Annotated in this window: 25 protein-coding genes; 24 read left to right on the top strand and 1 reads right to left on the bottom strand. The window is 35.9% G+C overall.

The genetic code is table 11. The features are described 5' to 3' along the window. Window positions 1-6 precede the first annotated feature (6 nt). Genes spoIIIAD through MHH66_RS05835 form a run of 5 tightly spaced genes read left to right on the top strand, consistent with a single transcriptional unit; the run spans window position 7 to window position 3542 of the window. A complete protein-coding gene (gene spoIIIAD / locus MHH66_RS05815; protein ID WP_078172833.1) occupies window positions 7-390 on the top strand; it encodes a stage III sporulation protein AD in 384 nt (127 codons plus the stop codon). Window positions 391-400: 10 nt separating this feature from the next. Beyond that, window positions 401-1573: a stage III sporulation protein AE gene (gene spoIIIAE, locus MHH66_RS05820; RefSeq protein WP_002067101.1), complete on the top strand. Its 1173-nt coding sequence runs from the start codon at window positions 401-403 to the stop codon at window positions 1571-1573. A 12-nt stretch (window positions 1574-1585) separates the two neighbouring features. Then, on the top strand, window positions 1586-2218 hold the full coding sequence (spoIIIAF, locus tag MHH66_RS05825; RefSeq protein ID WP_002015059.1) for a stage III sporulation protein AF: 633 nt from the start codon (window positions 1586-1588) through the stop codon (window positions 2216-2218). After that, a complete protein-coding gene (spoIIIAG, locus tag MHH66_RS05830; protein WP_002088572.1) occupies window positions 2208-2870 on the top strand; it encodes a stage III sporulation protein AG in 663 nt (220 codons plus the stop codon). Before spoIIIAF ends, spoIIIAG begins: the two co-directional genes overlap by 11 nt. Window positions 2871-2885: 15 nt before the next feature. After that, on the top strand, window positions 2886-3542 hold the full coding sequence (locus MHH66_RS05835) for a SpoIIIAH-like family protein (protein WP_078184424.1): 657 nt from the start codon (window positions 2886-2888) through the stop codon (window positions 3540-3542). 58 nt (window positions 3543-3600) lie between these two features. Here the strand turns inward: MHH66_RS05835 and MHH66_RS05840 are convergent, their stop codons facing one another. Then, window positions 3601-3798, bottom strand: coding sequence for a hypothetical protein (locus MHH66_RS05840; protein WP_012261697.1), 198 nt, complete (start codon window positions 3796-3798; stop codon window positions 3601-3603). A gap of 471 nt (window positions 3799-4269) precedes the next feature. Here MHH66_RS05840 and accB point away from each other — a divergent pair, with 471 nt between their 5' ends. From accB to MHH66_RS05935, 19 genes are all read left to right on the top strand, one after another. Beyond that, the gene (gene accB, locus MHH66_RS05845) at window positions 4270-4758 is read left to right on the top strand and encodes an acetyl-CoA carboxylase biotin carboxyl carrier protein (protein ID WP_002015063.1); all 489 of its coding nucleotides are present in this window, start codon (window positions 4270-4272) and stop codon (window positions 4756-4758) included. A 16-nt stretch (window positions 4759-4774) separates the two neighbouring features. Continuing rightward, on the top strand, window positions 4775-6127 hold the full coding sequence (gene accC, locus MHH66_RS05850; protein WP_002015065.1) for an acetyl-CoA carboxylase biotin carboxylase subunit: 1353 nt from the start codon (window positions 4775-4777) through the stop codon (window positions 6125-6127). A gap of 22 nt (window positions 6128-6149) precedes the next feature. Next, window positions 6150-6542 carry an Asp23/Gls24 family envelope stress response protein gene (locus MHH66_RS05855; RefSeq protein WP_000807630.1) on the top strand — a complete coding sequence of 131 codons (393 nt, stop codon included), beginning with the start codon at window positions 6150-6152 and terminating at the stop codon, window positions 6540-6542. Between the two features lie 348 nt (window positions 6543-6890). Then, on the top strand, window positions 6891-7283 hold the full coding sequence (gene nusB, locus MHH66_RS05860) for a N utilization substance protein NusB (protein ID WP_002067080.1): 393 nt from the start codon (window positions 6891-6893) through the stop codon (window positions 7281-7283). Window positions 7284-7306: 23 nt separating this feature from the next. Continuing rightward, window positions 7307-8167, top strand: a complete 861-nt coding sequence (gene folD / locus MHH66_RS05865) for a bifunctional methylenetetrahydrofolate dehydrogenase/methenyltetrahydrofolate cyclohydrolase FolD (protein WP_002067081.1) — start codon at window positions 7307-7309, stop codon at window positions 8165-8167. Window positions 8168-8193: 26 nt separating this feature from the next. Next, the gene (gene xseA, locus MHH66_RS05870) at window positions 8194-9552 is read left to right on the top strand and encodes an exodeoxyribonuclease VII large subunit (RefSeq protein ID WP_002015068.1); all 1359 of its coding nucleotides are present in this window, start codon (window positions 8194-8196) and stop codon (window positions 9550-9552) included. Continuing rightward, window positions 9542-9772 (top strand): exodeoxyribonuclease VII small subunit, encoded by a 231-nt coding sequence (xseB, locus tag MHH66_RS05875; protein ID WP_000428422.1) that lies wholly within the window; start codon window positions 9542-9544, stop codon window positions 9770-9772. The genes xseA and xseB overlap by 11 nt, the downstream gene beginning before the upstream one ends. Next, window positions 9772-10665 carry a (2E,6E)-farnesyl diphosphate synthase gene (ispA, locus tag MHH66_RS05880; RefSeq protein ID WP_061674771.1) on the top strand — a complete coding sequence of 298 codons (894 nt, stop codon included), beginning with the start codon at window positions 9772-9774 and terminating at the stop codon, window positions 10663-10665. Before xseB ends, ispA begins: the two co-directional genes overlap by 1 nt. Window positions 10666-10972: 307 nt before the next feature. Beyond that, complete coding sequence (dxs, locus tag MHH66_RS05885) at window positions 10973-12865, top strand: 1-deoxy-D-xylulose-5-phosphate synthase (protein ID WP_002088566.1); 1893 nt, start codon at window positions 10973-10975, stop codon at window positions 12863-12865. Window positions 12866-12868: 3 nt separating this feature from the next. Next, the gene (locus MHH66_RS05890) at window positions 12869-13708 is read left to right on the top strand and encodes a TlyA family RNA methyltransferase (protein ID WP_002015074.1); all 840 of its coding nucleotides are present in this window, start codon (window positions 12869-12871) and stop codon (window positions 13706-13708) included. A gap of 142 nt (window positions 13709-13850) precedes the next feature. After that, entirely contained in the window at window positions 13851-14300 is a 450-nt protein-coding gene (gene argR / locus MHH66_RS05895) for an arginine repressor ArgR (protein ID WP_002015076.1), read from the top strand. A 270-nt stretch (window positions 14301-14570) separates the two neighbouring features. Beyond that, window positions 14571-16310, top strand: a complete 1740-nt coding sequence (recN, locus tag MHH66_RS05900; RefSeq protein WP_002088564.1) for a DNA repair protein RecN — start codon at window positions 14571-14573, stop codon at window positions 16308-16310. Between the two features lie 119 nt (window positions 16311-16429). Continuing rightward, complete coding sequence (gene spoIVB, locus MHH66_RS05905) at window positions 16430-17722, top strand: SpoIVB peptidase (protein ID WP_002015079.1); 1293 nt, start codon at window positions 16430-16432, stop codon at window positions 17720-17722. Window positions 17723-18008: 286 nt separating this feature from the next. Next, the gene (gene spo0A / locus MHH66_RS05910; protein ID WP_002015081.1) at window positions 18009-18803 is read left to right on the top strand and encodes a sporulation transcription factor Spo0A; all 795 of its coding nucleotides are present in this window, start codon (window positions 18009-18011) and stop codon (window positions 18801-18803) included. 592 nt (window positions 18804-19395) lie between these two features. Beyond that, window positions 19396-20661, top strand: a complete 1266-nt coding sequence (locus tag MHH66_RS05915; protein ID WP_078184423.1) for a WXG100 family type VII secretion target — start codon at window positions 19396-19398, stop codon at window positions 20659-20661. Further along, window positions 20645-21259, top strand: a complete 615-nt coding sequence (locus MHH66_RS05920) for an immunity protein Imm33 domain-containing protein (RefSeq protein ID WP_078184422.1) — start codon at window positions 20645-20647, stop codon at window positions 21257-21259. Before MHH66_RS05915 ends, MHH66_RS05920 begins: the two co-directional genes overlap by 17 nt. A gap of 40 nt (window positions 21260-21299) precedes the next feature. Continuing rightward, entirely contained in the window at window positions 21300-21425 is a 126-nt protein-coding gene (locus tag MHH66_RS05925; RefSeq protein WP_098167373.1) for a hypothetical protein, read from the top strand. Then, a complete protein-coding gene (locus MHH66_RS05930) occupies window positions 21404-21856 on the top strand; it encodes a YrhA family protein (RefSeq protein ID WP_063218917.1) in 453 nt (150 codons plus the stop codon). The genes MHH66_RS05925 and MHH66_RS05930 overlap by 22 nt, the downstream gene beginning before the upstream one ends. A gap of 18 nt (window positions 21857-21874) precedes the next feature. Then, the gene (locus MHH66_RS05935) at window positions 21875-22333 is read left to right on the top strand and encodes an SMI1/KNR4 family protein (RefSeq protein WP_078184421.1); all 459 of its coding nucleotides are present in this window, start codon (window positions 21875-21877) and stop codon (window positions 22331-22333) included. Window positions 22334-22377: the final 44 nt, after the last annotated feature.

Raw genomic sequence — 22377 nt, forward strand, 5'->3', positions numbered from 1 at the left:
GAAATTATACAAATTGTCGGATTAGGCCTCGTTGCTACATTTTTAGCTGCTGTTTTAAATCAGCATAAGTCTAGTATTACATCGTTATTTATTGTGTTCATTGGTAGCATGATGTTTCTTCTCTTAATCGATCAAATTCATTCTATTTTACAAATGATTGAGAGAGTGGCGAGTGAAGCGAAGGTTAGCAACGTATATGTAGAAACGTTATTGAAAATTATAGGGATTGCTTATATCGCTGAGTTTGGTGCGCAAATTACAAAGGATGCTGGTCAAGGTGCAATCGCTTCGAAAATTGAATTAGCTGGGAAAATCTTAATTCTCGTCATGGCAATTCCTATTTTGACGGTTGTAATTGAAACAATTCTCGGTTTTTTACCTACGGGATAAGGGGGAGTGAATGTTGAGGAAGTTTGGAGCTAAGCTATTATTTGCTTGCTTCCTTTTCTTTTCTTTACCGATTGTTGTACAAGCTTCTCCTATAGAAACAAACGTCGTTGATCAACAATTGGATAAGCTCGGAATTGAAGATGTGAAGCAATTTTGGGACGGGCTTGTTACAAAGTATGGAGGCTATTTACCAGAGAGTCAAAAAGGAAGCTTTATGGAGTTTGTAAAGGGAGAAAAAGAGTTCTCCATAAAAGAGTGGATGATAGGTCTATTAAAATATTTATTTCATGAGCTTGTTGCAAATGGAAAGTTACTCGGAACGCTCATTATGCTCACGATTTTCAGTGCATTGTTGCAATCGTTGCAATCTGCTTTTTCAAAGAGTAGCGTGAGTAAAATCGCTGATGCAGTCGTATACATGGTACTTATTATTTTCGCTTTAAATAGTTTTTATGTCGTTATGACATATGCAAGAGAGACGATACAAACAATGGTAGATTTTATACTAGCGTTATTACCAATTTTACTTGCACTCGTAGCAACAGGCGGCGGTGTTGTTTCTGTATCATTTTTTCATCCAATCATCATTTTCTTAATGAATACGAGTGGGCTTCTTATGAACTATATCGTTCTACCACTTTTATTACTTGCAACTATATTAAGTATTGTAAGCACGATGAGTGATCAATATAAAGTTACGAAATTGTCCAAGCTTTTGCAAAACGTTAGTGTTGGGATTATTGGTATCTTTTTGACGGTTTTTTTAGGCGTATTATCTGTACAGGGAACAGCGTCAGCCGTTGCTGATGGTATAGCTGTGAAAACGGCTAAATTTGTAACAGGAAATTTCATTCCTGTAGTAGGAAGGATGTTTACTGAGGCGGCGGATACTGTTATTAGTGCATCTGGATTATTAAAAAACACAGTCGGAATTATCGGGCTCGTTATTTTATGCTTAATTGTCGCTTTCCCAGCGATTCAAATTTTTTGTATCGCGTTTATTTATAAATTCGCAGCAGCAGTATTGCAACCAGTAGGCGGAGGAGCAATTATTCAATGTTTAGATATCATTGGACGAAGTATCATTTACGTATTTGCTTGCTTAGCTATCGTATCATTTATGTTCTTTTTAAGTATCACAATTATTATTGCTGCCGGGAACATTACTCTCATGATGCGGTAGGAGGTGAAGAGTATGCAATTTGTTACAGAGTGGATTAGAAATATTATCGTTTTTTTACTCTTAGCGACAATGCTTCATCTTATTCTTCCAAATTCAAATTTGCAAAAGTACGTTAAATTCGTTGTAAGTCTATTGTTAGTCGTATTAATTTTAACGCCTCTATTTAAGTTGTTACAAACAGATGTAAATGAAGTTATCGCAAATTTCAATGAGGAAAAGTACGTAGCAGATGGATCTGTAAAAAATTCGATAGATTCGAAGAAAAAAGAAATACAAGCTCTAACACGTGCATATAGTTTAGAAGAGATGGCTACCAAAATGAAAAAAGACGTAGGAAAAGAGTTTGAGAAAAAGTATGGTATGACAGTCTCTGAAATACAAATAGTCGCAGTGGAACATGCAGAAGAAGTAAAGTCAGCGAAAGATATTCAATCTGTTGTTGTGACGTTGAAAGAAAAAGAACGTAGTAAAAATGATGCAATCGAAACAGTAAAGCCAATTGAAATTAATATGAAAGAACCTCCAAAAAAAATAGAAGAAACGAATGTAGAAATGAAAGATTTCTTTTCAAGCAGGTGGCAACTAGAGGATAAACAAATCCAAGTTCAGATGGAAGGGAGGACAGGTAGCGTAAATGGACAATAAAGATAAAAATTCGAGGTTCTCATTTTTTCGAAACCTATTAAATGGGGATGGAAAAGAAAGTAATGAGAAGGGGAAAAAGGTAACACCTAAGTTTTTGCTTGTCCTACTCATACTTGGGATTGCGCTTATGTTTTCTAGTAATTTCTTATCACCTAAAAAAGAAGAAGTGCCTGTGTTTAAAGAAAAGACAAGTCAAAGCCAAGATAAAGATGTACCAACTTTCGGTCAAAAAAACAATGATAATATGTCAAATGTAGAAAAATACGAAAAAGCGTATGAACAAGAATTGAAAGCTTCTTTAGAAGAGATAGCCGGAGTAAAAGATGTAACTATTAAAGTGAACTTAGATTCATCTGAAGAAAAAATACTCGAGAAAAATACAGTAAAACGTTCACAAACGACAGGTGAAACTGATAAAGCAGGCGGGAAAAGGGAAGTAGAAGACGAGTCTCTTGATGAAAAGACAGTCATTATACGTGAAGGTGATAAAGAAACTCCGATTGTTTTGCGAACAGAGAAACCGAAAGTACGAGGTGTTCTGGTCGTAGCAAAGGGAGTGGATAATATACAAATAAAAGCAATGGTAAAAGAAGCTGTGACGCGATTATTAGATGTACCAGCTCATCGCGTTTCAGTATCACCGAAAAATTGATAGGGAGGAAATAAAGTGTTAAAAAAACAAACGGTTTGGCTATTAACGATGTTAAGTTTAGTGGTTGTACTATCTGTTTATTACGTAACAACTCCTGATAAAATGAATACAGCAGCACCGGCAACGGGTGAAAAGATGGGACAAGAAAAGCAAGGTGTTGATAAAGCAGTTACAAAAGAAACAACGAAAGAAACTGCAAATAAAGAGACAACAAAAGAAAATACAAGCAAGGAAACTACAAATAAAGAAACAGACAAGAAAGAGAATGACAAAAAAGAAACAAGTAAAAAAGAGGCTAGCGTAACAGTTCAATCAAGCGATGAGAATTTTACAGCGCTACGTATGCAAATGGAAGATCAGCGTAGTGTAGAGAAAGAAAAGTTACAAAATGTAATGAAGTCATCAAAATCTTCAGCAGAAGAAAAGAGTAAAGCGAAAGATAATCTTGATGCAATCACTACGATGGAAACGAAGCAACAATTACTTGAGACAGTGATTAAATCTCAAGGCGGATATAAGGATGCTCTTGTAAGAGCTGATGGAACAGACATTAAAGTAACAGTTAAATCGGCAAAGCATTCACAAAAAGAAGCGAATAAAATTATTCAGCTCGTAAGAAGTGAAGGTGGTTCAAAAGATGTAGGTGTGAAATTTGATCCATCAGTAAAATAAATTGAAATTATAATAGGTGTTGCTGCTTCAAATTAGATAAAAGAATAATAGAAAAAAGCTATCGTTTTCGATAGCTTTTTTCTATTTCATCTTTGCAGTTGTATTTAGTATTTTCAATTGGAAACGGGGAAATACGCTGTGAGTAAAAGATTAATGGTTCGTGATGATGGTGATTAGTTTTTCCAGATTTGACGTGAATGAAGAGGACCAATGTCCAAATCACTACGGCAGGCAAGAACAGGATGAGCCATATCATATGTCCGCACCTCACTACAATAAATTTGCTACACTTTGAACATACTATTCTTTTATGAAGGAAGAATGAACGGCGCGTAAACAAAAAAATAATATTTGGTAAAAATATGTTTTTTTACCGTGGATAAAATGAAGAATGCTGAGGGAATTACGTTTTTACACTTTGCAGTTTTGAAAAAGTAAAGAATGTTTTTTAGGAAGTGGTCTTGCCAATTTTGTGTGAAACTTGGTATTATTACTAGGTAATAATTTTTTGGTGGAATAATATTTTTACAGGAGTTTCGATTTATAATAAAGAAATATAAATTGGAATGTTTAAAAAATTTAGCGTAAGATGGGAATAGTAAATATTTCTATTAGTAAATGTCATAGGAATAAATTTTCTAATAGAATACATCGTATTTTTACAGTAAATCAGTTTGATGCCAATCTGTAAAAACGGGACAAACAAGAGTATGGGAGTGGATTTTACATGTTTAAAATTCAAGAAGTTCGTGAATTAATTAAATTAATTGATAGCTCTAATATTGATGAATTTGAATACAAAAAAGACGGTACAACAATCAAAATGAAAAAACGTGGTAATGAAATAGTTACTGTGCAAGCACCGGTAACGAAACAGGTAGTACAGCCAGCAGCATCTGTCGAAGTAGAAACAGCAGTAGCGGCAGCGCAAGTAGAAGCGCCAAAACAAGAAGAGAAGAAAGTTGTTCAAGATGAAAACCTACATAAAATCACATCACCGATGGTAGGGACATTTTATTCCTCTTCTTCGCCTGATACACCTCAATATGTAAGTGTTGGGGACAGAGTATCGAAAGATTCTATCGTATGTATTGTTGAAGCTATGAAATTATTTAACGAAATTGACGCAGATGTAGAGGGCGAAATTGTTGAGATTCTTGTTAATAACGGACAGCTTGTTGAGTATGGACAACCGCTATTTCTTGTAAAAGCGTAATAAGGGAGTCTTTGTGATGATAAAAAAAGTATTAATAGCCAATCGTGGGGAAATTGCTGTACGAATTATTCGTGCTTGTAAAGAAATGGATATTGAAACAGTTGCAATTTATTCAGAAGCAGACAAAGAGTCACTTCATGTGCAAATTGCAGATGAAGCGTATTGTGTTGGACCAACGATTTCAAAAGAAAGCTATTTAAATTTGACGAACATTATTAGTGTTGCGAAATTAACAGGTTGTGATGCAATTCATCCGGGATATGGATTTTTAGCAGAGAATGCAGATTTTGCAGAATTATGCCGTGAGTGTAACTTGATTTTTATCGGTCCAAGCCCAGAAGCCATTTCAAAGATGGGCACAAAAGACGTTGCACGTGATACAATGAAAGAAGCAGGGGTTCCGATTGTACCAGGTTCACAAGGGATTATTAAAAATACCGAAGAAGCGATCGAGCTTGCTAATCAACTTGGATATCCAGTTATCATTAAAGCGACTGCAGGTGGCGGCGGAAAAGGTATTCGTGTTGCGCGCCATGAAGAAGAGCTTGTAAAAGGAATTCAAATTACACAGCAAGAAGCCAGTACCGCTTTTGGGAACCCTGGTGTATACTTGGAGAAGTACGTTGAAGATTTCCGCCATGTTGAGATTCAAATAATGGCAGATACACATGGAAATGCCATTCATTTAGGAGAACGTGATTGTACAATTCAGCGCCGTCTGCAAAAACTATTAGAAGAAAGTCCATCACCTGCACTTGATGAGAATATTCGCAAGCAAATGGGTGAGGCAGCAGTTAAAGCGGCGGTAGCGGTTGATTATACAGGTGCTGGTACGGTTGAGTTTATTTATGAATATAAAACGAAAAGCTTTTATTTCATGGAGATGAATACGAGAATCCAAGTTGAACATCCAGTTACTGAAATGGTAACAGGGATGGATTTAATTAAAGAACAAATTCTTGTTGCTTCTGGAGAAAAGTTATCGTTACAGCAAGAAGAAGTACAATTTAATGGTTGGGCAATGGAATGTCGAATTAATGCGGAAAACCCTGCCAAAAAATTTATGCCATCTCCAGGTAAAGTAGAAATGTACTTACCACCAGGCGGATTTGGTATTCGCGTCGATTCAGCTGTATATCCGGGATATTCAATACCACCTTTCTATGATTCGATGGTTGCTAAATTAATTGTTCACGGAAAAACACGTGAAGAGGCAATTGCAAAAATGAAGCGAGCGCTCAGTGAGTTTGTCATTGAAGGCGTACATACAACAATCCCGTTCCATTTGCAATTGCTAGAGCATCCTGATTTTGTAAAAGGTGAGTTTAACACGAAATTTTTGGAAGAGCATGAACTTGTGACGCAGTGATACATTAAAGGAGGTTTTTTTCATGGCTGAACATATGTTAGATATGGGTCAAGATACAACTCTTGGAAAAGTAGAAATTGCACCAGAAGTAATCGAAGTAATTGCAGGTATTGCAGCTGCTGAAGTAGAAGGTGTAGCGGCAATGCGTGGTAATTTTGCTACAGATGTTGTTGAGAAGTTAGGTAAGAAAAATCATGGTAAAGGTGTAAAGGTTGAATTGGCAAACGAAGATATTATTGTTGACCTTTATGTTGTGATGTATTTTGGTGTAGCGATTCCGGTTGTTGCACAAAAAATTCAAGACAATATTCGCCAAGCACTCTTTACAATGACAGGACTTGAGCCAAAAGAAGTGAACGTTCACATCGTTGGCGTAACATTCGAAACACAAAAAACAGAAATCGAACCAGTGTAAGAGTGGAAAAAGGTGCCTAGTAAAATAGGCATCTTTTTTATCGTTTCATTTCTTCACAAATTAAAACCCTCTAATTGTTATACTATTTCAAAAAAAAAGAAAAATAAAACGGTATGTTTCATTTTTCCAAAAAACGTACATTGTGATAAGATATGGAACTTGAAGTTAATCTTTTTATTATTTTTCAGCCTTGTACCCCGTGTGTGAAACGATAAATTGTGTTATTATCATTGTATTATAAGGTTGGAAAATCAATGAAAACTGCAAGAGTAAGTGAATTGACGGCTTATAAATTATAATAATATAACAAAACATAAGGAAAGACTTGAAGTATAAAGGAGAGTTACAATGAAACGTAGGACGGCTAGAGAAAGAGCAATGCAAGCATTATACCAAATGGATATTACAGGTGAATTGGAACCGAAAGTAGCGGTGGAAAATACGCTAGATGAAGGCGAAGAAACAAATGAGTTTCTAGAATCACTTGTTGTAGGATTTGTAGACAACAAAGAAGAGATTGACGCAGCAATTCGTCAAAATTTAAAAAAGTGGAAGCTTGAGCGTATTAGTATTGTTGATCGCAGTATTTTACGTGTAGCTGTGTGTGAGATGAAATACATGGAAGAAATTCCGCACAATGTAACAATTAACGAAGCAATTGAAATCGCAAAAACATTTGGGGATGAGGAATCTCGTCGTTTTATTAACGGCGTTTTATCTAATATAAAAGATACACTGTAATTTCTTTAAGGGGGAAACTTAAAATGGTAGCAGTAATCATCAAAGGAAATGAAGTTGCGGAGAAAAAACGAGCACAATTAAAAGAAAAAGTTGTGAAGTTAAAAGAGCAAGGGATTGTACCAGGATTAGCAGTTATTTTAGTTGGAGAAGATCCAGCATCTCGTTCTTATGTAAAAGGAAAAGAAAAAGGCTGTGAGCAAGTAGGAATCTATTCAGAGCTAATTGAACTTCCTGAAACGATTACTGAGGAGCGTTTGCTTGCTGAAATCGATCGCTTAAATGGAGACGACCGCATTAATGGCATATTGGTACAATTACCTTTACCAAAACATATTGAAGAAAAAGCTATCATTGAAAGAATTTCACCGGAAAAGGATGTAGATGGATTTCACCCAATCAGCGTAGGACGTATGATGACGGGACAAGACACATTCCTTCCATGTACACCGCATGGCATTTTAGAATTAGTAAAAGAAACGAATCTTGATATTTCTGGAAAGCATGTTGTTGTAATTGGAAGAAGTAATATTGTTGGTAAACCAGTGGGGCAACTGTTTTTAAATGAAAATGCAACTGTCACATATTGTCATTCTAAGACGCAAAATATAAAAGAATTATCGAAGTTAGCTGATATTTTAATCGTAGCCGTTGGACGACCGAAAATGGTAACAGCTGACTATATTAAAGAGGGTGCGGTTGTAATTGATGTTGGTGTTAACCGTTTAGAAACAGGCAAACTTTGTGGTGATGTTGATTTTGACAATGTATTAGACGTTGCAGGTTACATTACGCCTGTGCCAAAAGGAGTCGGCCCAATGACTATTACAATGCTTCTTCACAACACTGTGGAGTCTGCAAAGCGTGCAGGTGTTGTTTGTCAATAATTTGAATCGGCTATGAGGAGAGAGAAATGGAGAAACAATATTTAACCGTTACAGCATTAACACGCTATATTAAAACAAAAATAGAGTATGATCCGCATTTACAGTCTGTTTGGTTAAAAGGAGAAATTTCCAACTTTAAATATCATAGTCGTGGTCATATGTATTTTACATTGAAAGATGAAAATGCAAGAATTGCAGCGGTTATGTTTGCGGGTCACAATCGTAACATTAAATTCAGACCGGAAAATGGAATGAAAGTACTTGTAAAAGGAAAGATTTCTGTTTACGAGGCGAGTGGTTCTTATCAAATTTATATTCAAGACATGCAGCCTGACGGAATTGGAAACTTGCATTTAGCTTATGAGCAATTAAAAGTTCGTTTAGAGGAAGAGGGCTTGTTTTCTCAAGTTTATAAAAAAATAATTCCTCCGTATGCTAAAACAATAGGTGTAATCACGTCGCCAACAGGAGCAGCAATTCGCGATATTATAACAACAATTAAACGTCGTTATCCAATTGGAAATGTTATTGTATTTCCTGTACTTGTACAAGGGGAGTCAGCAGCTCCCTCGATTGTACAAGCAATTCGTACAGCGAATGAAATGGGAGATATTGATGTTTTAATTGTTGGACGTGGTGGAGGCTCTATTGAAGAATTATGGGCCTTTAATGAGGAAGTAGTTGCAAGAGAAATTTTCACAAGTGAGATTCCGATTATTTCGGCTGTAGGCCATGAAACAGATTTTACAATCGCAGATTTTGTCGCGGATTTACGTGCACCAACACCGACTGCAGCAGCTGAGCTGGCGGTACCTAATACTATAGAGTTACAAGAAAAGGTATTACAAAGAACTCTGAGATTGCAAAGAGCAATGAGAGAGAGAGTACATAAAAAAGAAGAAAAACTGCAAGTGTTACAAAAATCTTATGCGTTCCGTTATCCAAGGCAAGTGTACGAGCAAAAAGAAGAGCAGTTAGACAGGGCTCTTGAACAACTTGTTTTAGCGAAAGAGCGTTATATAGATAAAAAAGTAAATCAATTAAAGCAACTTTCATTTTATTTAGAAAAGCACCACCCATCTCAAAAAATTATACAAACGAAAACGGCAATTGAAACGTTGCAAAAGCAGTTGCAACGTGAAATGCAAACATTACTTCAAACGAAGGAGTTCGTATTTGTGAGAGCGGCTCAAAAGCTTGAGGTATTAAGCCCGCTTAAAGTAATGATGAGAGGGTATGGGCTTGTATACGATGAAGAGAAACAAGTATTAAAAAGCGTGAAAGATGTTAGCCTTGGAGATGCTGTTTCGGTTCAATTACAAGATGGAATACTAGATTGTAGCGTATCAAGCATAGAGGAGCGTGAATTGAATAATGGAAAATAAGTTAAGCTTTGAAGAAGCAATTTCGCAGCTTGAGCATCTCGTTTCTAAGCTTGAACAAGGTGATGTACCTTTAGAGGAAGCAATTTCTTATTTTAAGGAAGGCATGGAATTATCTAAGCTTTGTGATGAGAAATTGAAAGATGTACAAGAACAAATGGCAGTTATCCTTGGGGAAGATGGAGAGCTTAAACCGTTTACTGCTTTAGGAGATGAAGCATAGTGACACATATAGCTTTTGATGCTTTTTTGAAAGAGAGTAAAACTTTCGTAGAAGAAAAGCTTGTAAGCTATGCAAATGAATTACAATGTCCAAATGTGCTTCGTGAAGCGATGGCATATTCTTTGGAAGCGGGTGGGAAACGTCTCCGCCCGTTACTTTTATTTGCAACGTTACAAGCGTTTGGGAAAGAAAGAAATCTTGGAGTGGGTGCAGCTTGTGCCCTTGAAATGATTCATACATATTCGTTAATTCATGATGATTTACCTTGTATGGATGATGATGATCTAAGACGAGGAAAGCCTACCAATCATAAAGTATTTGGTGAAGCAATGGCAGTTTTAGCAGGAGATGGTTTGTTGACATATGCTTTTCAAGTTATTATGGCATATGGGCAAAAAGAAATCTCTGCTGAAAAAAAAGTAAGACTTGTACTTGAGCTTGCGAAAGCAGCAGGACCTGAAGGAATGGTTGCTGGACAAGTGGCAGATATGGAAGCTGAAGGAAAACGACTTACAATTAATGAATTAGAGTACATTCATAATCATAAGACAGGTAAACTGCTTGAGTTTGCTGTACTTGCAGGTGCGATACTTTCTGATGCTACAGAAGAGCAAGAAGAGAAGTTACTTGCATTTGCGAAATATATCGGTCTAGCTTTCCAAATTAGAGATGATATTTTGGATGTAGAAGGAACAGAAGAAGAGATTGGAAAACCGATTGGTAGTGATGCTTCCAACGAGAAGAGCACATATACGACGTTATTTACTGTAGATAGAGCAAAATCTATTTTAGAGGAGAAAATTGCAAAAGCAAAAGATTCTATTAGCTCCTTACAATTACAAGATGAATATTTACTATCTATTTGTGATTTAATCGCAAAACGTAATAACTAATATAACAGCGTTTCCATTTGTTGAGTCATTCATCATTTTATGATATAAATGTAGGAAAGGTTTTTCTTTTCTTGTTATTGGCAAAAATATATGTAGATTACATTGCCGTTATCACTTCGTGTTAGCGGCTATTTTTTTCATCACGTAAAGAAATATGATGTATAATATGATAAGTGAAAAAATGGAAGTGTTTTCTGAAAGCAGGACAAGATAAAAAGAATAGAAAAGATAATTTCTTGTGTTGTGTAAATGTTTCTTATAATATTTGACATGTTGACAGATTATGAAATGAAAGTGAGTGATCCATGTGGATCTAACGCAAATTCAAAACCCTAGTTTTTTGAAAGATATGTCTATCAGTGAACTAGAGGGGTTGAGTGAGGATATTCGTAAGTTTTTAATTGAAGAGCTCTCTCAAACAGGTGGACATATTGCACCTAATTTAGGTGTAGTAGAACTCACAATTGCTCTGCATAAATTATTTGATAGTCCGAAAGATAAGTTTTTATGGGACGTAGGACATCAATCCTATGTACATAAAATTTTAACAGGGCGTGCGAAAGAATTCGGCACATTAAGGCAATACCAAGGTCTATGTGGTTTTCCAAAACGCTGCGAGAGTGAGCATGATGTTTGGGAAACTGGTCATAGTTCGACATCGTTATCTGCTGCAATGGGAATGGCTCTAGCACGTGATTTAAAGAAAACGGAAGAATACGTTATACCAATCATTGGCGATGGTGCATTAACAGGCGGAATGGCTTTAGAGGCATTGAACCACATTGGGCATGAAAAAACGGACATGATTGTTATTTTGAATGACAATGAAATGTCAATTGCACCAAACGTCGGTGCACTTCATAATGTACTTGGTCGTTTACGTACCGCAGGGAAGTACCATTGGGTAAAAGATGAACTAGAGTATATATTGAAGAAAATCCCAGCAGTCGGCGGGAAAGTTGCTGCGACAGCAGAGAAAATAAAAGATAGTCTAAAATATTTACTAGTATCAGGCGTCTTTTTTGAAGAATTAGGCTTTACATATTTAGGTCCGGTCGATGGGCATGATTATGAAAAGTTATTCGAAACGTTGCAATATGCAAAGAAAACAAAAGGCCCAGTACTTGTTCATGTTATTACGAAAAAAGGAAAAGGTTATAAACCAGCTGAAAGTGACGTTATTGGAACTTGGCATGGAACAGGATCGTATAAAATTGAGTCAGGTGACTTCGTTAAACCGAAAGAAGTTGCACCAGCATGGAGTGCTGTTGTTAGTGAAACAGTGCTTAAGCTAGCGAGAACGGATGAACGTATCGTTGCAATTACGCCTGCAATGCCTGTTGGATCGAAACTTGAGAAATTCCAAAAAGAATTTCCGGATCGCATGATTGATGTAGGTATTGCAGAGCAGCATGCTACAACAATGGCAGCTGGTATGGCAACACAAGGGATGAAGCCGTTCTTAGCAATTTATTCAACATTTTTACAAAGAGCATACGACCAAGTTGTTCATGATATTTGTCGCCAAAATTTAAATGTTTTCATTGGAATAGATCGCTCTGGATTAGTAGGAGCAGACGGTGAAACGCATCAAGGTGTATTTGACATCGCGTTTTTACGTCACTTGCCGAATATGGTGCTTATGATGCCGAAAGATGAAAATGAAGGTCAACATTTAGTATATACAGCGATGCAATACGAAGATGGACCGATTGCTTTACGTTATGCACGCGGAAATGGACTTGGCGTTCAAATGGATGAAGAATTAAAGGCGATTCCAATCGGTACATGGGAAACGTTAAAAGAAGGCACACAAGCAGCAATTTTAACGTTTGGTACGACAATCCCGATGGCAATGGAAGCAGCTGAGCGTCTTGAACAAGCTGGAGTATCAGTGAAAGTAGTGAATGCTCGCTTTATTAAGCCGATGGACGAAGCATATTTACATGAGCTTTTAGGGAAAAATATACCGATTTTAACGATTGAAGAGGCTTGTTTAATCGGTGGCTTTGGAACGGGAGTAGTTGAATTTGCTTCTGAGAACGGATACCATAGTGCTTTAATTGAACGAATGGGTATTCCTGATCGCTTCATAGAGCATGGTAGTGTAACAAAACTGTTAGAAGAAATTGGTTTAACAACAGATGCTGTTGTAGACCGTATTCATACAATGATTCCATCAAAACAAAAAAGGGCGTAACAAATGAGCGTAAAAAAAGAAAGAGTAGATGTACTATTAGTAGAGCGAGGACTTATAGAAACGCGTGAGAAGGCTAAACGTGCTGTTATGGCAGGTCTTGTATATGCGAATGAAATGAGACTCGATAAGCCAGGGGAGAAAATCTCACAAGATACGGAGATTACGGTGAAAGGGCAAGTCATGCCGTATGTAAGCCGTGGTGGTTATAAGCTTGAAAAGGCATTAGAAACATTTCAACTTGATTTACAAGATAAGGTTATGATAGATATTGGTTCATCAACTGGTGGTTTTACAGACTGTGCGCTTCAAAATGGGGCGAAGTTATCCTACGCATTAGATGTAGGATATAATCAACTTGCGTGGAAATTGCGTCAAGATGAGCGTGTTGTTGTGATGGAACGAACGAACTTCCGTTACGTGACACCGGCAGATTTAGAGCGTGGTTTACCGCAGTTTGCAAGTATTGATGTTTCATTTATATCATTAAGGCTTATATTGCCAGTTTTAAAAACAATGCTTATGCCAAATGGTGATGTAGCTGCATTGATTAAACCTCAGTTTGAAGCTGGACGAGAACAAGTCGGGAAAAAAGGCATTGTTCGTGATAGAAAAGTACATGAAGCTGTCGTGGAAATGATTGTCGATTTTGCTCTTAAGGAAGGTTATAATATCGAAGGTTTAACATTCTCACCAATTACAGGCGGGGATGGAAATATTGAATTTTTAATTCATCTAAAGTGGCACGGTGAGCGTGAGAATGGCGAAAATCATTCTCCGGTTTCTATTGAGCAAGTTGTTACAGAAGCACATGATGTTCTAAAACAAAAAGGGAAAGGGGAATAACATATGTTGTTCCTCTTTTTGTTGTAATCGTATAATGATTGTAAAAACAATTGTGTACAAGTAATGGATTATACGGTAACATAAATAAATGAAGTATACCAATGTTTAAACTATGGTAAGAGATAGTGTGAGGTGCAAATGTATGAATAAAGGTCAGCGCCATATTAAAATCAGGGAAATTATTGCTAACAAAGAAATTGAAACACAAGATGAACTAGTTGATATTTTACGTAATGTGGGGTTTAATGTAACGCAAGCAACAGTATCGCGCGATATTAAAGAACTGCACTTAGTGAAGGTGCCATTACATGATGGCCGCTATAAATATAGCTTGCCAGCAGATCAACGATTTAATCCGTTGCAAAAATTAAAACGAAATCTAGTGGATTCATTTGTAAAATTAGACACGGCAGGACATATGCTTGTGCTAAAAACATTGCCTGGTAACGCTCATTCACTTGGGGCACTCATTGATCATTTAGAGTGGGATGAGATCGTCGGAACCATTTGTGGTGATGATACTTGCTTAATTATTTGCCGTACACCTGAAGATACAGGTGTTGTCTCTGATCGTTTCTTAAATATGCTTTAACAGAAAAATCTTGTTTACTTTCCTCTGTAAAGTGGAAAGTAAACAAGATATTTTTATTGGCGAAAAATACGGATTTTCAAATACAATACATTATTTTTTTTGAATGAAGTTAGAAAATAGGTGGATTGACCCGTAAAACGAATGTTTGGTACAATGGAGCGGGTTAGAAGAGTAATTTATACATACAAACATATAGTATAACTATTTGAATGAAGAATACTGAGAAAAGCCCTTAATAGGGGATTAGTTTATAACGAGGTGAATGGGGCATTGTTATCGGAATTATCGATCAGAAACTTTGCTATTATTGAGGCATTAAATATTTCTTTTCAAAAAGGTTTAACCGTTTTAAGTGGTGAAACAGGAGCTGGAAAATCCATTATTATTGATGCAATTAGTTTGCTTGTTGGTGGCCGTGGTTCAGCAGAATTTGTTCGATATGGAACAGAAAAGGCTGAGATAGAAGGCTTATTCTATGTAGAAGATGACAAGCATCCATGTATCGCAAAGGCAGAAGAGTTAGATATAGAAATAGAAGATGGCATGATTATTTTGAAGCGTGACATCGCTGCGAACGGAAAAAGTGTCTGTCGTGTAAATGGGAAACTTGTTACACTCAGCATATTAAAAGAGATTGGAAAAACGCTAGTTGATATTCATGGACAGCATGAAACACAAGATTTAATGAATGAAGAGCGTCATATGTTTATGCTTGATCATTTTGATGGAAATCGCATTGTTAAACAATTGGGCATATATCAAAATGTATATACAGACTATGAGAAGTTAAAAAAACAGCTGAAATCTTTAAGTGAAAATGAACAACAAATGGCCCATCGTCTAGATTTAATTCAATTCCAACATGAAGAAATTCGTAAGGCGGATTTAAAAATGGATGAAGAATATGAATTGACTGAGGAACGATTAAAAATCTCCAATTTTGAAAAGATTTATAAAGCATTAGGAGATGCGTATCGTTCGTTAAGTGGAGACGGACAGGGATTGGATCACGTAAGAAATGCAATGGGACAAATGGAGAGTATTACGCACTTAGATGAAGCGTATCAAGAAAATCATGATTCTATTGCAAATAGTTATTACTTATTAGAAGAAGTTGCATACCAGCTTAGAGAAAAATTAGATATGATGGAATATGATCCGAAACGTCTAGATGAAATTGAAACACGTTTGAATGAAATCCGTATGTTAAAGAGAAAGTATGGAAATACTGTAGAAGAGATTTTAGCGTATGCTGATAAAATTGAACAAGAAATTTTTACGATTGAAAATAAAGACGTACATATTGAAACGACGAGAAAGCAGTTAACGAAATTAGAAGGTGTTATTGTAAAAGAAGCAACGTTGTTAAGTACTATGCGTCATGAGCTTGCAGATCATCTTACAAGCGCTATTCATCAAGAATTAAAAGAACTATATATGGAAAAAACGAAATTTGAAGTGAGAATTATGAAGAGGGTAGGAAATGTAGAAGAACCTCTCGTGGAAGGAACACCGGTAAAACTTACGGCGGATGGCTACGATCATGTGGAATTTTATATTTCAACGAATCCGGGTGAACCGTTAAAGCCACTTTCAAAGGTCGCTTCTGGCGGAGAGTTATCTCGTATTATTTTAGCTTTAAAAAGCATTTTTTCTAAGCATCAAGGTGTTGCATCTGTTATTTTTGATGAAGTGGATACGGGTGTGAGTGGTCGGGTTGCACAGGCTATTGCGGAAAAAATTTATCGTGTATCAGTAAACTCGCAAGTACTTTGTATTACGCACTTACCTCAAGTAGCTTCAATGGCGGACTCTCATTTATTTATTAGAAAACAAGTGGCGAATGATCGTACGATTACATCGGTTACTGTGTTAAGTACGGATGAAAAAGTAACAGAAATTGCTCGAATGATTTCTGGTGTTGAAATTACAGATTTAACGACAGAGCATGCGAAAGAGTTACTTACGCAAGCGCATCATTTCAAACAGACAGCAGAGGCTATCCAGTAATGGATAGCTTTTTTTTCTCAAATGACGATTTCTTAATTCTTCCGGTTATAAATAAAGCGCTGCAAGGAGAGATTAAAAAGTGAAGCCAAGAGGCTGAATGTGGGGTAGGAGCGAGGAGAGTGAACAAATTGAAATTAGAAAGATTTCGAAAAATAATAGGTCTTTGTCTCCTTGTTTCTCTAGTTTTTATTGGATGTTTTAAACCGCTTCGAACGTTTATTTCATCGCCGAAGCAACTTGTTGTTTTTGAAGGACAACAATCAGAAATAGCATCATTACCAGTTTTTAAGGCTGCATCTACAAATCGTAATGTATTTACTGTAAGTTCAAATGAACAAGAACTTATGGTAAATTCTCACCAAAATGGTGAAGCTGATATGGTGTTTCAACTTGCTGGTTTTCCAGTGAAAAAAGTAAATGTGAAAGTATTAAAAGATTTTAAAGTTATTCCAGGTGGACAATCGATTGGTGTAAAATTGAACACAAAAGGTGTACTTGTTGTAGGCCATCATTTAATTCAAACTGAAAAGGGTAAAGTATCTCCTGGTGAAACAGCTGGTGTACAGATTGGAGATATGATTACTGAAATCAATGGTAAAACAATTGAAAGAATGAGTGATGTAGCACCATTTATTCATAATAGTGGAGAAACAGGTGAACCGCTTAATCTTGTTTTATTAAGAGATGGAAAATATATTCGTGCTAAGCTAACACCACAAAAAGACAATGGTGAATCCTCTTACCGAATTGGACTGTATATTCGTGATTCAGCAGCTGGTATCGGAACGATGACATTTGTACATCCAGATTCTATGAAATATGGAGCGCTTGGTCATGTAATTTCCGATAATGATACAAAAAAGCCAATTCAAGTAGAAGATGGACAAATTATGCGTTCGACAGTAACGTCTATTGAAAGAGGAAGTCACGGGAACCCGGGAGAAAAATTAGCAAGATTTTCACCGGATCGTGAAGTGATTGGTAATATTACAATAAATAGCCCGTATGGTATTTTTGGGAAATTAAACACAGATATGACAAACGGCATAATGGATAAAGCAATGCCTATCGCATTATCCCATCAAGTAAAAGAAGGGCCAGCGAAAATATTAACAGTTATTGATCAAGATAAGGTGGAAGCGTTTGATATTGAAGTTGTTAGTACGGTACCACAAAAGTTCCCAGCTACAAAAGGTATGGTTATAAAAGTGACAGATAAACGTTTACTAGCAAAAACGGGTGGTATTGTACAAGGAATGAGTGGAAGTCCGATTGTACAAAATGGGAAAGTAATTGGTGCGGTTACACATGTATTTGTAAATGATCCAACGTCAGGATACGGTGTTCATATTGAATGGATGTTACATGAGGCTGGAATTAATATTTATGATCAAGAGAAAAAAGCGAGCTAATACATATTAGCTCGCTTTTCTTTTGAAAAATTCGTTGAAATTTTGTAAAAGCTCCGCAAGAGCTGTTTTTTGTTGTAAGATATAAGCAAAGGGTTGAACGTTTCGCTGTAATTCTATGATGGAATGTGTTGCGAAAGTAAAAAAATGAACGATAAACATATTTTTTTGTGATTTTATCGGAAAGTAAGAAACTTTAAAGGGAATTTTCACACAATTGTCGAACAATTCATGTAGCCTAGAAGCTTACACATGTCGGAAGAATCGATTCGGTAAGGGAGGAAAAACTGTGGAAAAAATTAAAGTATGTCTTGTGGATGATAATAAAGAATTGGTATCGATGCTAGAGAGTTATGTTGCTGCCCAAGATGATATGGAAGTTATCGGAATTGCTTACAATGGTCAAGAATGTTTAAACTTATTGAAAGAAAAGCAGCCTGATATACTCGTTTTAGATATTATTATGCCACATTTAGATGGTCTAGCTGTGCTAGAGAAAATGCGACATATTGAGAGGTTAAGACAACCTAGCGTTATTATGTTGACAGCATTCGGACAAGAAGATGTGACGAAAAAAGCGGTTGATTTAGGGGCATCATATTTCATATTAAAGCCATTTGATATGGAGAATTTAACAAGTCATATTCGTCAAGTTAGTGGTAAGGAAAGTGCTACTATTAAACGTCCATTACCATCTTTCCGATCAGCAACAACAATCGATGGAAAACCGAAAAACTTAGATGCGAGTATTACAAGTATCATTCATGAAATTGGTGTACCCGCTCATATTAAAGGGTACATGTACTTACGAGAAGCAATCTCTATGGTGTACAATGATATCGAATTACTAGGATCTATTACGAAAGTATTATATCCAGATATTGCAAAGAAATATAATACAACAGCAAGCCGTGTCGAGCGCGCAATCCGTCACGCAATTGAAGTAGCTTGGAGCCGTGGGAATATTGATTCTATTTCGTCCTTATTTGGTTATACTGTATCCATGTCAAAAGCAAAACCTACGAATTCCGAGTTCATCGCAATGGTTGCGGATAAGCTAAGACTTGAACATAAGGCTTCGTAAATGTTGTCGTATTAATTTCATAACAAAATTTAATAACCAACGAATTACATATGTAGGCAATAAAGTACATAGGTAATTGGCGGTTAATTTAAAAACCTTCTAATTATTGGATTGAAATTCAGATCCTAATAATTAGGAGGTTTTTTGTTGATAGAAAGCACACAATTATTATATCGAGATTTAGGTGATTTATCCCGCTATTTGCCGGGCAGTAAGACTCCCACCTCAAAATTCGGCGTGAGCAAAGAAGTTAGGTGGAAGCCCTGCTGCCCGTAAACGCCCGATTGGTGAGGGGTGATAATCAGTGGAGGGATGAACAAAACCCCCATTGATTAAAGTTTCACTTTATATTATATAAATCACCCTGAAAGAGTAAGGTGAATACTTGATTCTGCAAAGAGAAGATTAGGGGGAATTATATTTTGATAGGGTTCTCGTGTTTATTTGCTTTTTATATAGCAGACAGCTTCATTTCAACTTCTTTAAAAGGAATGGATTAAATTTTTTACTAGAAAATCCGAATATTTAGGACAGTAAAATAGTTTCACGTGATATAATTTGTTTGTAAAATATTGTATGGAGAAGGGGTGGCATGACGCAAATAAAGGTTACGCCAGAACGGCTAGAACAGTCAGCAAAGCTTGTTCTTGAAACTAAAAATAGGTTAGAACAGATACATAAAGATTTATATAACCAAACGGAATACGTAGCTTTAATGTGGAATGGTGCAACGAGTCAAAGGTTTTATCAGATGTTTAATGAAACAAAACCTCAAATGTTTAATGTGTTTCGGGAATTTGATAAGATTGCAGAAGAACTAATGCACGCTGCTGAAAAGTTTCGTAATGCTGATGAACTTTATGATGGTAATATCCAAGAGGGTGCAATGTGCGGTAAACTTCCGCCGAAATCTGACTTTGAGAAAGCTTGGGACGAAGAGAAAAAGGATTTAAGTGACGCATGGACTGGTATTTCTACTGGTGTAGAAGATGCTGTCACAGATGCATGGGAAGGACTTAAAGCATTGGGTGATGCAGAGACGTGGGAAAACATGAGTGATGCAATTGTAAACTACGATGAAACCCTTCCTGCAATGTGGAACACATTATCCGATTCATATATAAATAATTTCAAAAATGGAGATATGGAAAGTAGAATGCATTATGCTGCCTATGGTGTAGCATCATTATTAACAGGTTTTATTGGTGATAAAGGTCTTAGTAAAGCAGGACAAGCAGGGAAGGTAGCAACAGCCGCAAACTTAGCAAAGGGCGTTTCTAAAATTACTGATGCCGCTGGATATAGAAACGCACTACATATATTAAATAATTTTAAGTTAAACAATGGGAATCGATTTGCCTATGAAGGTGTTGGGGGAAGTTCTGTAAAATATGAACTTGGTGGTGCATACCATGAAGCAAAAGACTTATTAAATCAATTTGCGGTTTCAAAAGAGGAATATAAAGATTTAAGGAAGAGAACACCTAATGATAGGGTAAGAAAAAATGTAAATACAGATGTACCCAAAGTTGACCCTGTATATGGTTATGAAGTTGAAAAACTGGAAGCTGACCATGTTGTTTCGATGAAAGAAATAACAGAAATGGATGGGTTTGATACGTTGCCGAGAGAACAGCAAATAGAAGTGCTTAATATGGATGAAAATTTTGTAGGGCTTGGGAAACCAACAAATGCTTCTAAGGGTGCAAAAGATTGGAGTACATGGCCGGGGCATCCTAGATACGGAGAGGTTCCCGAAAATATAAGAATGGAAATGTTAGAACGTGAAGTAACGGCTAGAAAAGCTTTGAGAAAATCAATAAAAGAGAGGTTGCAGTCAATTGAAAACAATAGTTAAAAATATAGGTGGTAAAAATATAATAGCTACAGCAGAAGAACATTTAAGCCCTCAAATAGAAAAGTTATTATATTTGCTAACTAAAGTAGAAGATAGCAAATTAGTTGATGGATTTTCTATACAAGTTGGCTGGTCTCTTTTTATTCTATCCAAATGTGAAGATGGGTATCGTATTATTGTCCCAGATTATACAAAAAATCCTTTTAAGGATACTACAGAAGATTTAACAATTGCTTTATGGGTGCAATTAGAACAAGTACACTGTTTACGTCAGTTAAATATTGAGGGTGAAATGATAAAGTTTAGCGATAAAATAGTGACTGCAAAGAACGTGTTGCAACTAGATGAGGTTTATTTACAAAGGGCTAGTGATTGTGAAAAAGGTGATTCTGGTTGGTATATCGGTCCTGTCGAAGAAACAGAAGAAACAGAAGATGAATTAGAAGCATTTTACGCATATCAGTTATTAAAAATTAGACCTTCAATTATTCAAGTTTTAGCCTTACCTTATGAATATCTGGTAGTTTTTGAGAAAGATAAAATCAAAGCAATTTTAGATGATAAAGATGTCGATGTTTGGAATGGTGTTATAAACTGAGATTAGTTAAATTCTAAAATCATTGATAGGAGTTAACAGCATGGACGCAAAGGTTTCAGAAATTCTAAGAATGTTAAACAATTATGAGGGAAATGAAAAAGAAATTTTTGAACAGATTCAAGCTGAAGCAATGGTGAAATTTATATGTGGAAAAATCCGATTTTAGAAATTGAAGATATACTGAAAAGTGTTAACTTTAATCTGAACACACCAGCAACAGATAGCGAAGTTCAGAAATTAAGAGAACATGCAAAAGAGAAATTTAATGTTGATTTACCGAGTGAATTTGAGGAGTTTCTTAAAATTATAAATGGTTTAGATTTTGGTGGACTAGTTATTTATGGAGTTGACCCTTCTTTACTAGAAACAGAAAGAAACGAACCGATTTGTGGATTTATAGACACGAATGAGATTTGGTATGAAAATGAATTTCAAAAAGAGTATCTTTTCTTTGGAGATTCAAGTATTGCTTGGTTTTGTAAAAACTTATCTGACGGTACTTACTTAGAACTTGATAAACCATCTGGCACAGTGATGAAAACATATAATGATTTTAATACGATGCTTGAAGAAGCATTGAAAACAGCACTTCTTTAATAGGGGGTATTAAAAATTATGTTTAATTTTTTGAAAAAGTGTGTTGTAGCTGATGAAAGTATAAAATCTGACCAAACACCTATTTTCTATCCTTTAAAAAGTGAAGAGATAGAGGAAGCAGAAGATTTATTAAAAATGAAATTCCCTAAAGAATTGAAAAATTTTTATATAGAAATTGGTTATGGTTTTTTAGAGGCATCAAGTAAGTTCTTTTTTAACAGATTTATGGACCCCTTTTCTGTTGCAGATTTCCGTTTAAGGCAAGATATTTATGAATATAATCCAAACCTAGATGATGTAGATGATGATGAATCATTAGTGTTTTTTGAAGTAACAGAATTGAATTTTTTAACAATTAAATTTAAAGAGGAAAATGAATTAGGTCAATGTCCTATTTACTCTGAAGATGAGAAAATAGCGGATTCTTTAGAAGGATTTTTAATTAAAATGGATGAAAATCCTGACTATTATATTTAATCTTTTTAAGACTTGCTGTAAGGTGTAGGGTTTGAAAAATATCT

The organism is Bacillus sp. FSL H8-0492, assembly GCF_038006145.1.
Lineage (GTDB): Bacteria > Bacillota > Bacilli > Bacillales > Bacillaceae_G > Bacillus_A > Bacillus_A mycoides.

Excerpts from the sequence above, each read along its gene's own strand:
- spoIIIAE (WP_002067101.1), top strand. The coding sequence starts at position 401 with ATGTTGAGGAAGTTTGGAGCTAAGCTATTATTTGCTTGCTTCCTTTTC.
- spoIIIAF (WP_002015059.1), top strand. The coding sequence starts at position 1,586 with ATGCAATTTGTTACAGAGTGGATTAGAAATATTATCGTTTTTTTACTC.
- spoIIIAG (WP_002088572.1), top strand. The coding sequence starts at position 2,208 with ATGGACAATAAAGATAAAAATTCGAGGTTCTCATTTTTTCGAAACCTA.
- MHH66_RS05840 (WP_012261697.1), bottom strand. The coding sequence starts at position 3,798 with ATGATATGGCTCATCCTGTTCTTGCCTGCCGTAGTGATTTGGACATTG.
- accB (WP_002015063.1), top strand. The coding sequence starts at position 4,270 with ATGTTTAAAATTCAAGAAGTTCGTGAATTAATTAAATTAATTGATAGC.
- accC (WP_002015065.1), top strand. The coding sequence starts at position 4,775 with ATGATAAAAAAAGTATTAATAGCCAATCGTGGGGAAATTGCTGTACGA.
- MHH66_RS05855 (WP_000807630.1), top strand. The coding sequence starts at position 6,150 with ATGGCTGAACATATGTTAGATATGGGTCAAGATACAACTCTTGGAAAA.
- nusB (WP_002067080.1), top strand. The coding sequence starts at position 6,891 with ATGAAACGTAGGACGGCTAGAGAAAGAGCAATGCAAGCATTATACCAA.
- folD (WP_002067081.1), top strand. The coding sequence starts at position 7,307 with ATGGTAGCAGTAATCATCAAAGGAAATGAAGTTGCGGAGAAAAAACGA.
- xseA (WP_002015068.1), top strand. The coding sequence starts at position 8,194 with ATGGAGAAACAATATTTAACCGTTACAGCATTAACACGCTATATTAAA.
- xseB (WP_000428422.1), top strand. The coding sequence starts at position 9,542 with ATGGAAAATAAGTTAAGCTTTGAAGAAGCAATTTCGCAGCTTGAGCAT.
- MHH66_RS05890 (WP_002015074.1), top strand. The coding sequence starts at position 12,869 with ATGAGCGTAAAAAAAGAAAGAGTAGATGTACTATTAGTAGAGCGAGGA.
- argR (WP_002015076.1), top strand. The coding sequence starts at position 13,851 with ATGAATAAAGGTCAGCGCCATATTAAAATCAGGGAAATTATTGCTAAC.
- MHH66_RS05915 (WP_078184423.1), top strand. The coding sequence starts at position 19,396 with ATGACGCAAATAAAGGTTACGCCAGAACGGCTAGAACAGTCAGCAAAG.
- MHH66_RS05925 (WP_098167373.1), top strand. The coding sequence starts at position 21,300 with ATGGACGCAAAGGTTTCAGAAATTCTAAGAATGTTAAACAATTATGAG.
- MHH66_RS05930 (WP_063218917.1), top strand. The coding sequence starts at position 21,404 with ATGTGGAAAAATCCGATTTTAGAAATTGAAGATATACTGAAAAGTGTT.
- MHH66_RS05935 (WP_078184421.1), top strand. The coding sequence starts at position 21,875 with ATGTTTAATTTTTTGAAAAAGTGTGTTGTAGCTGATGAAAGTATAAAA.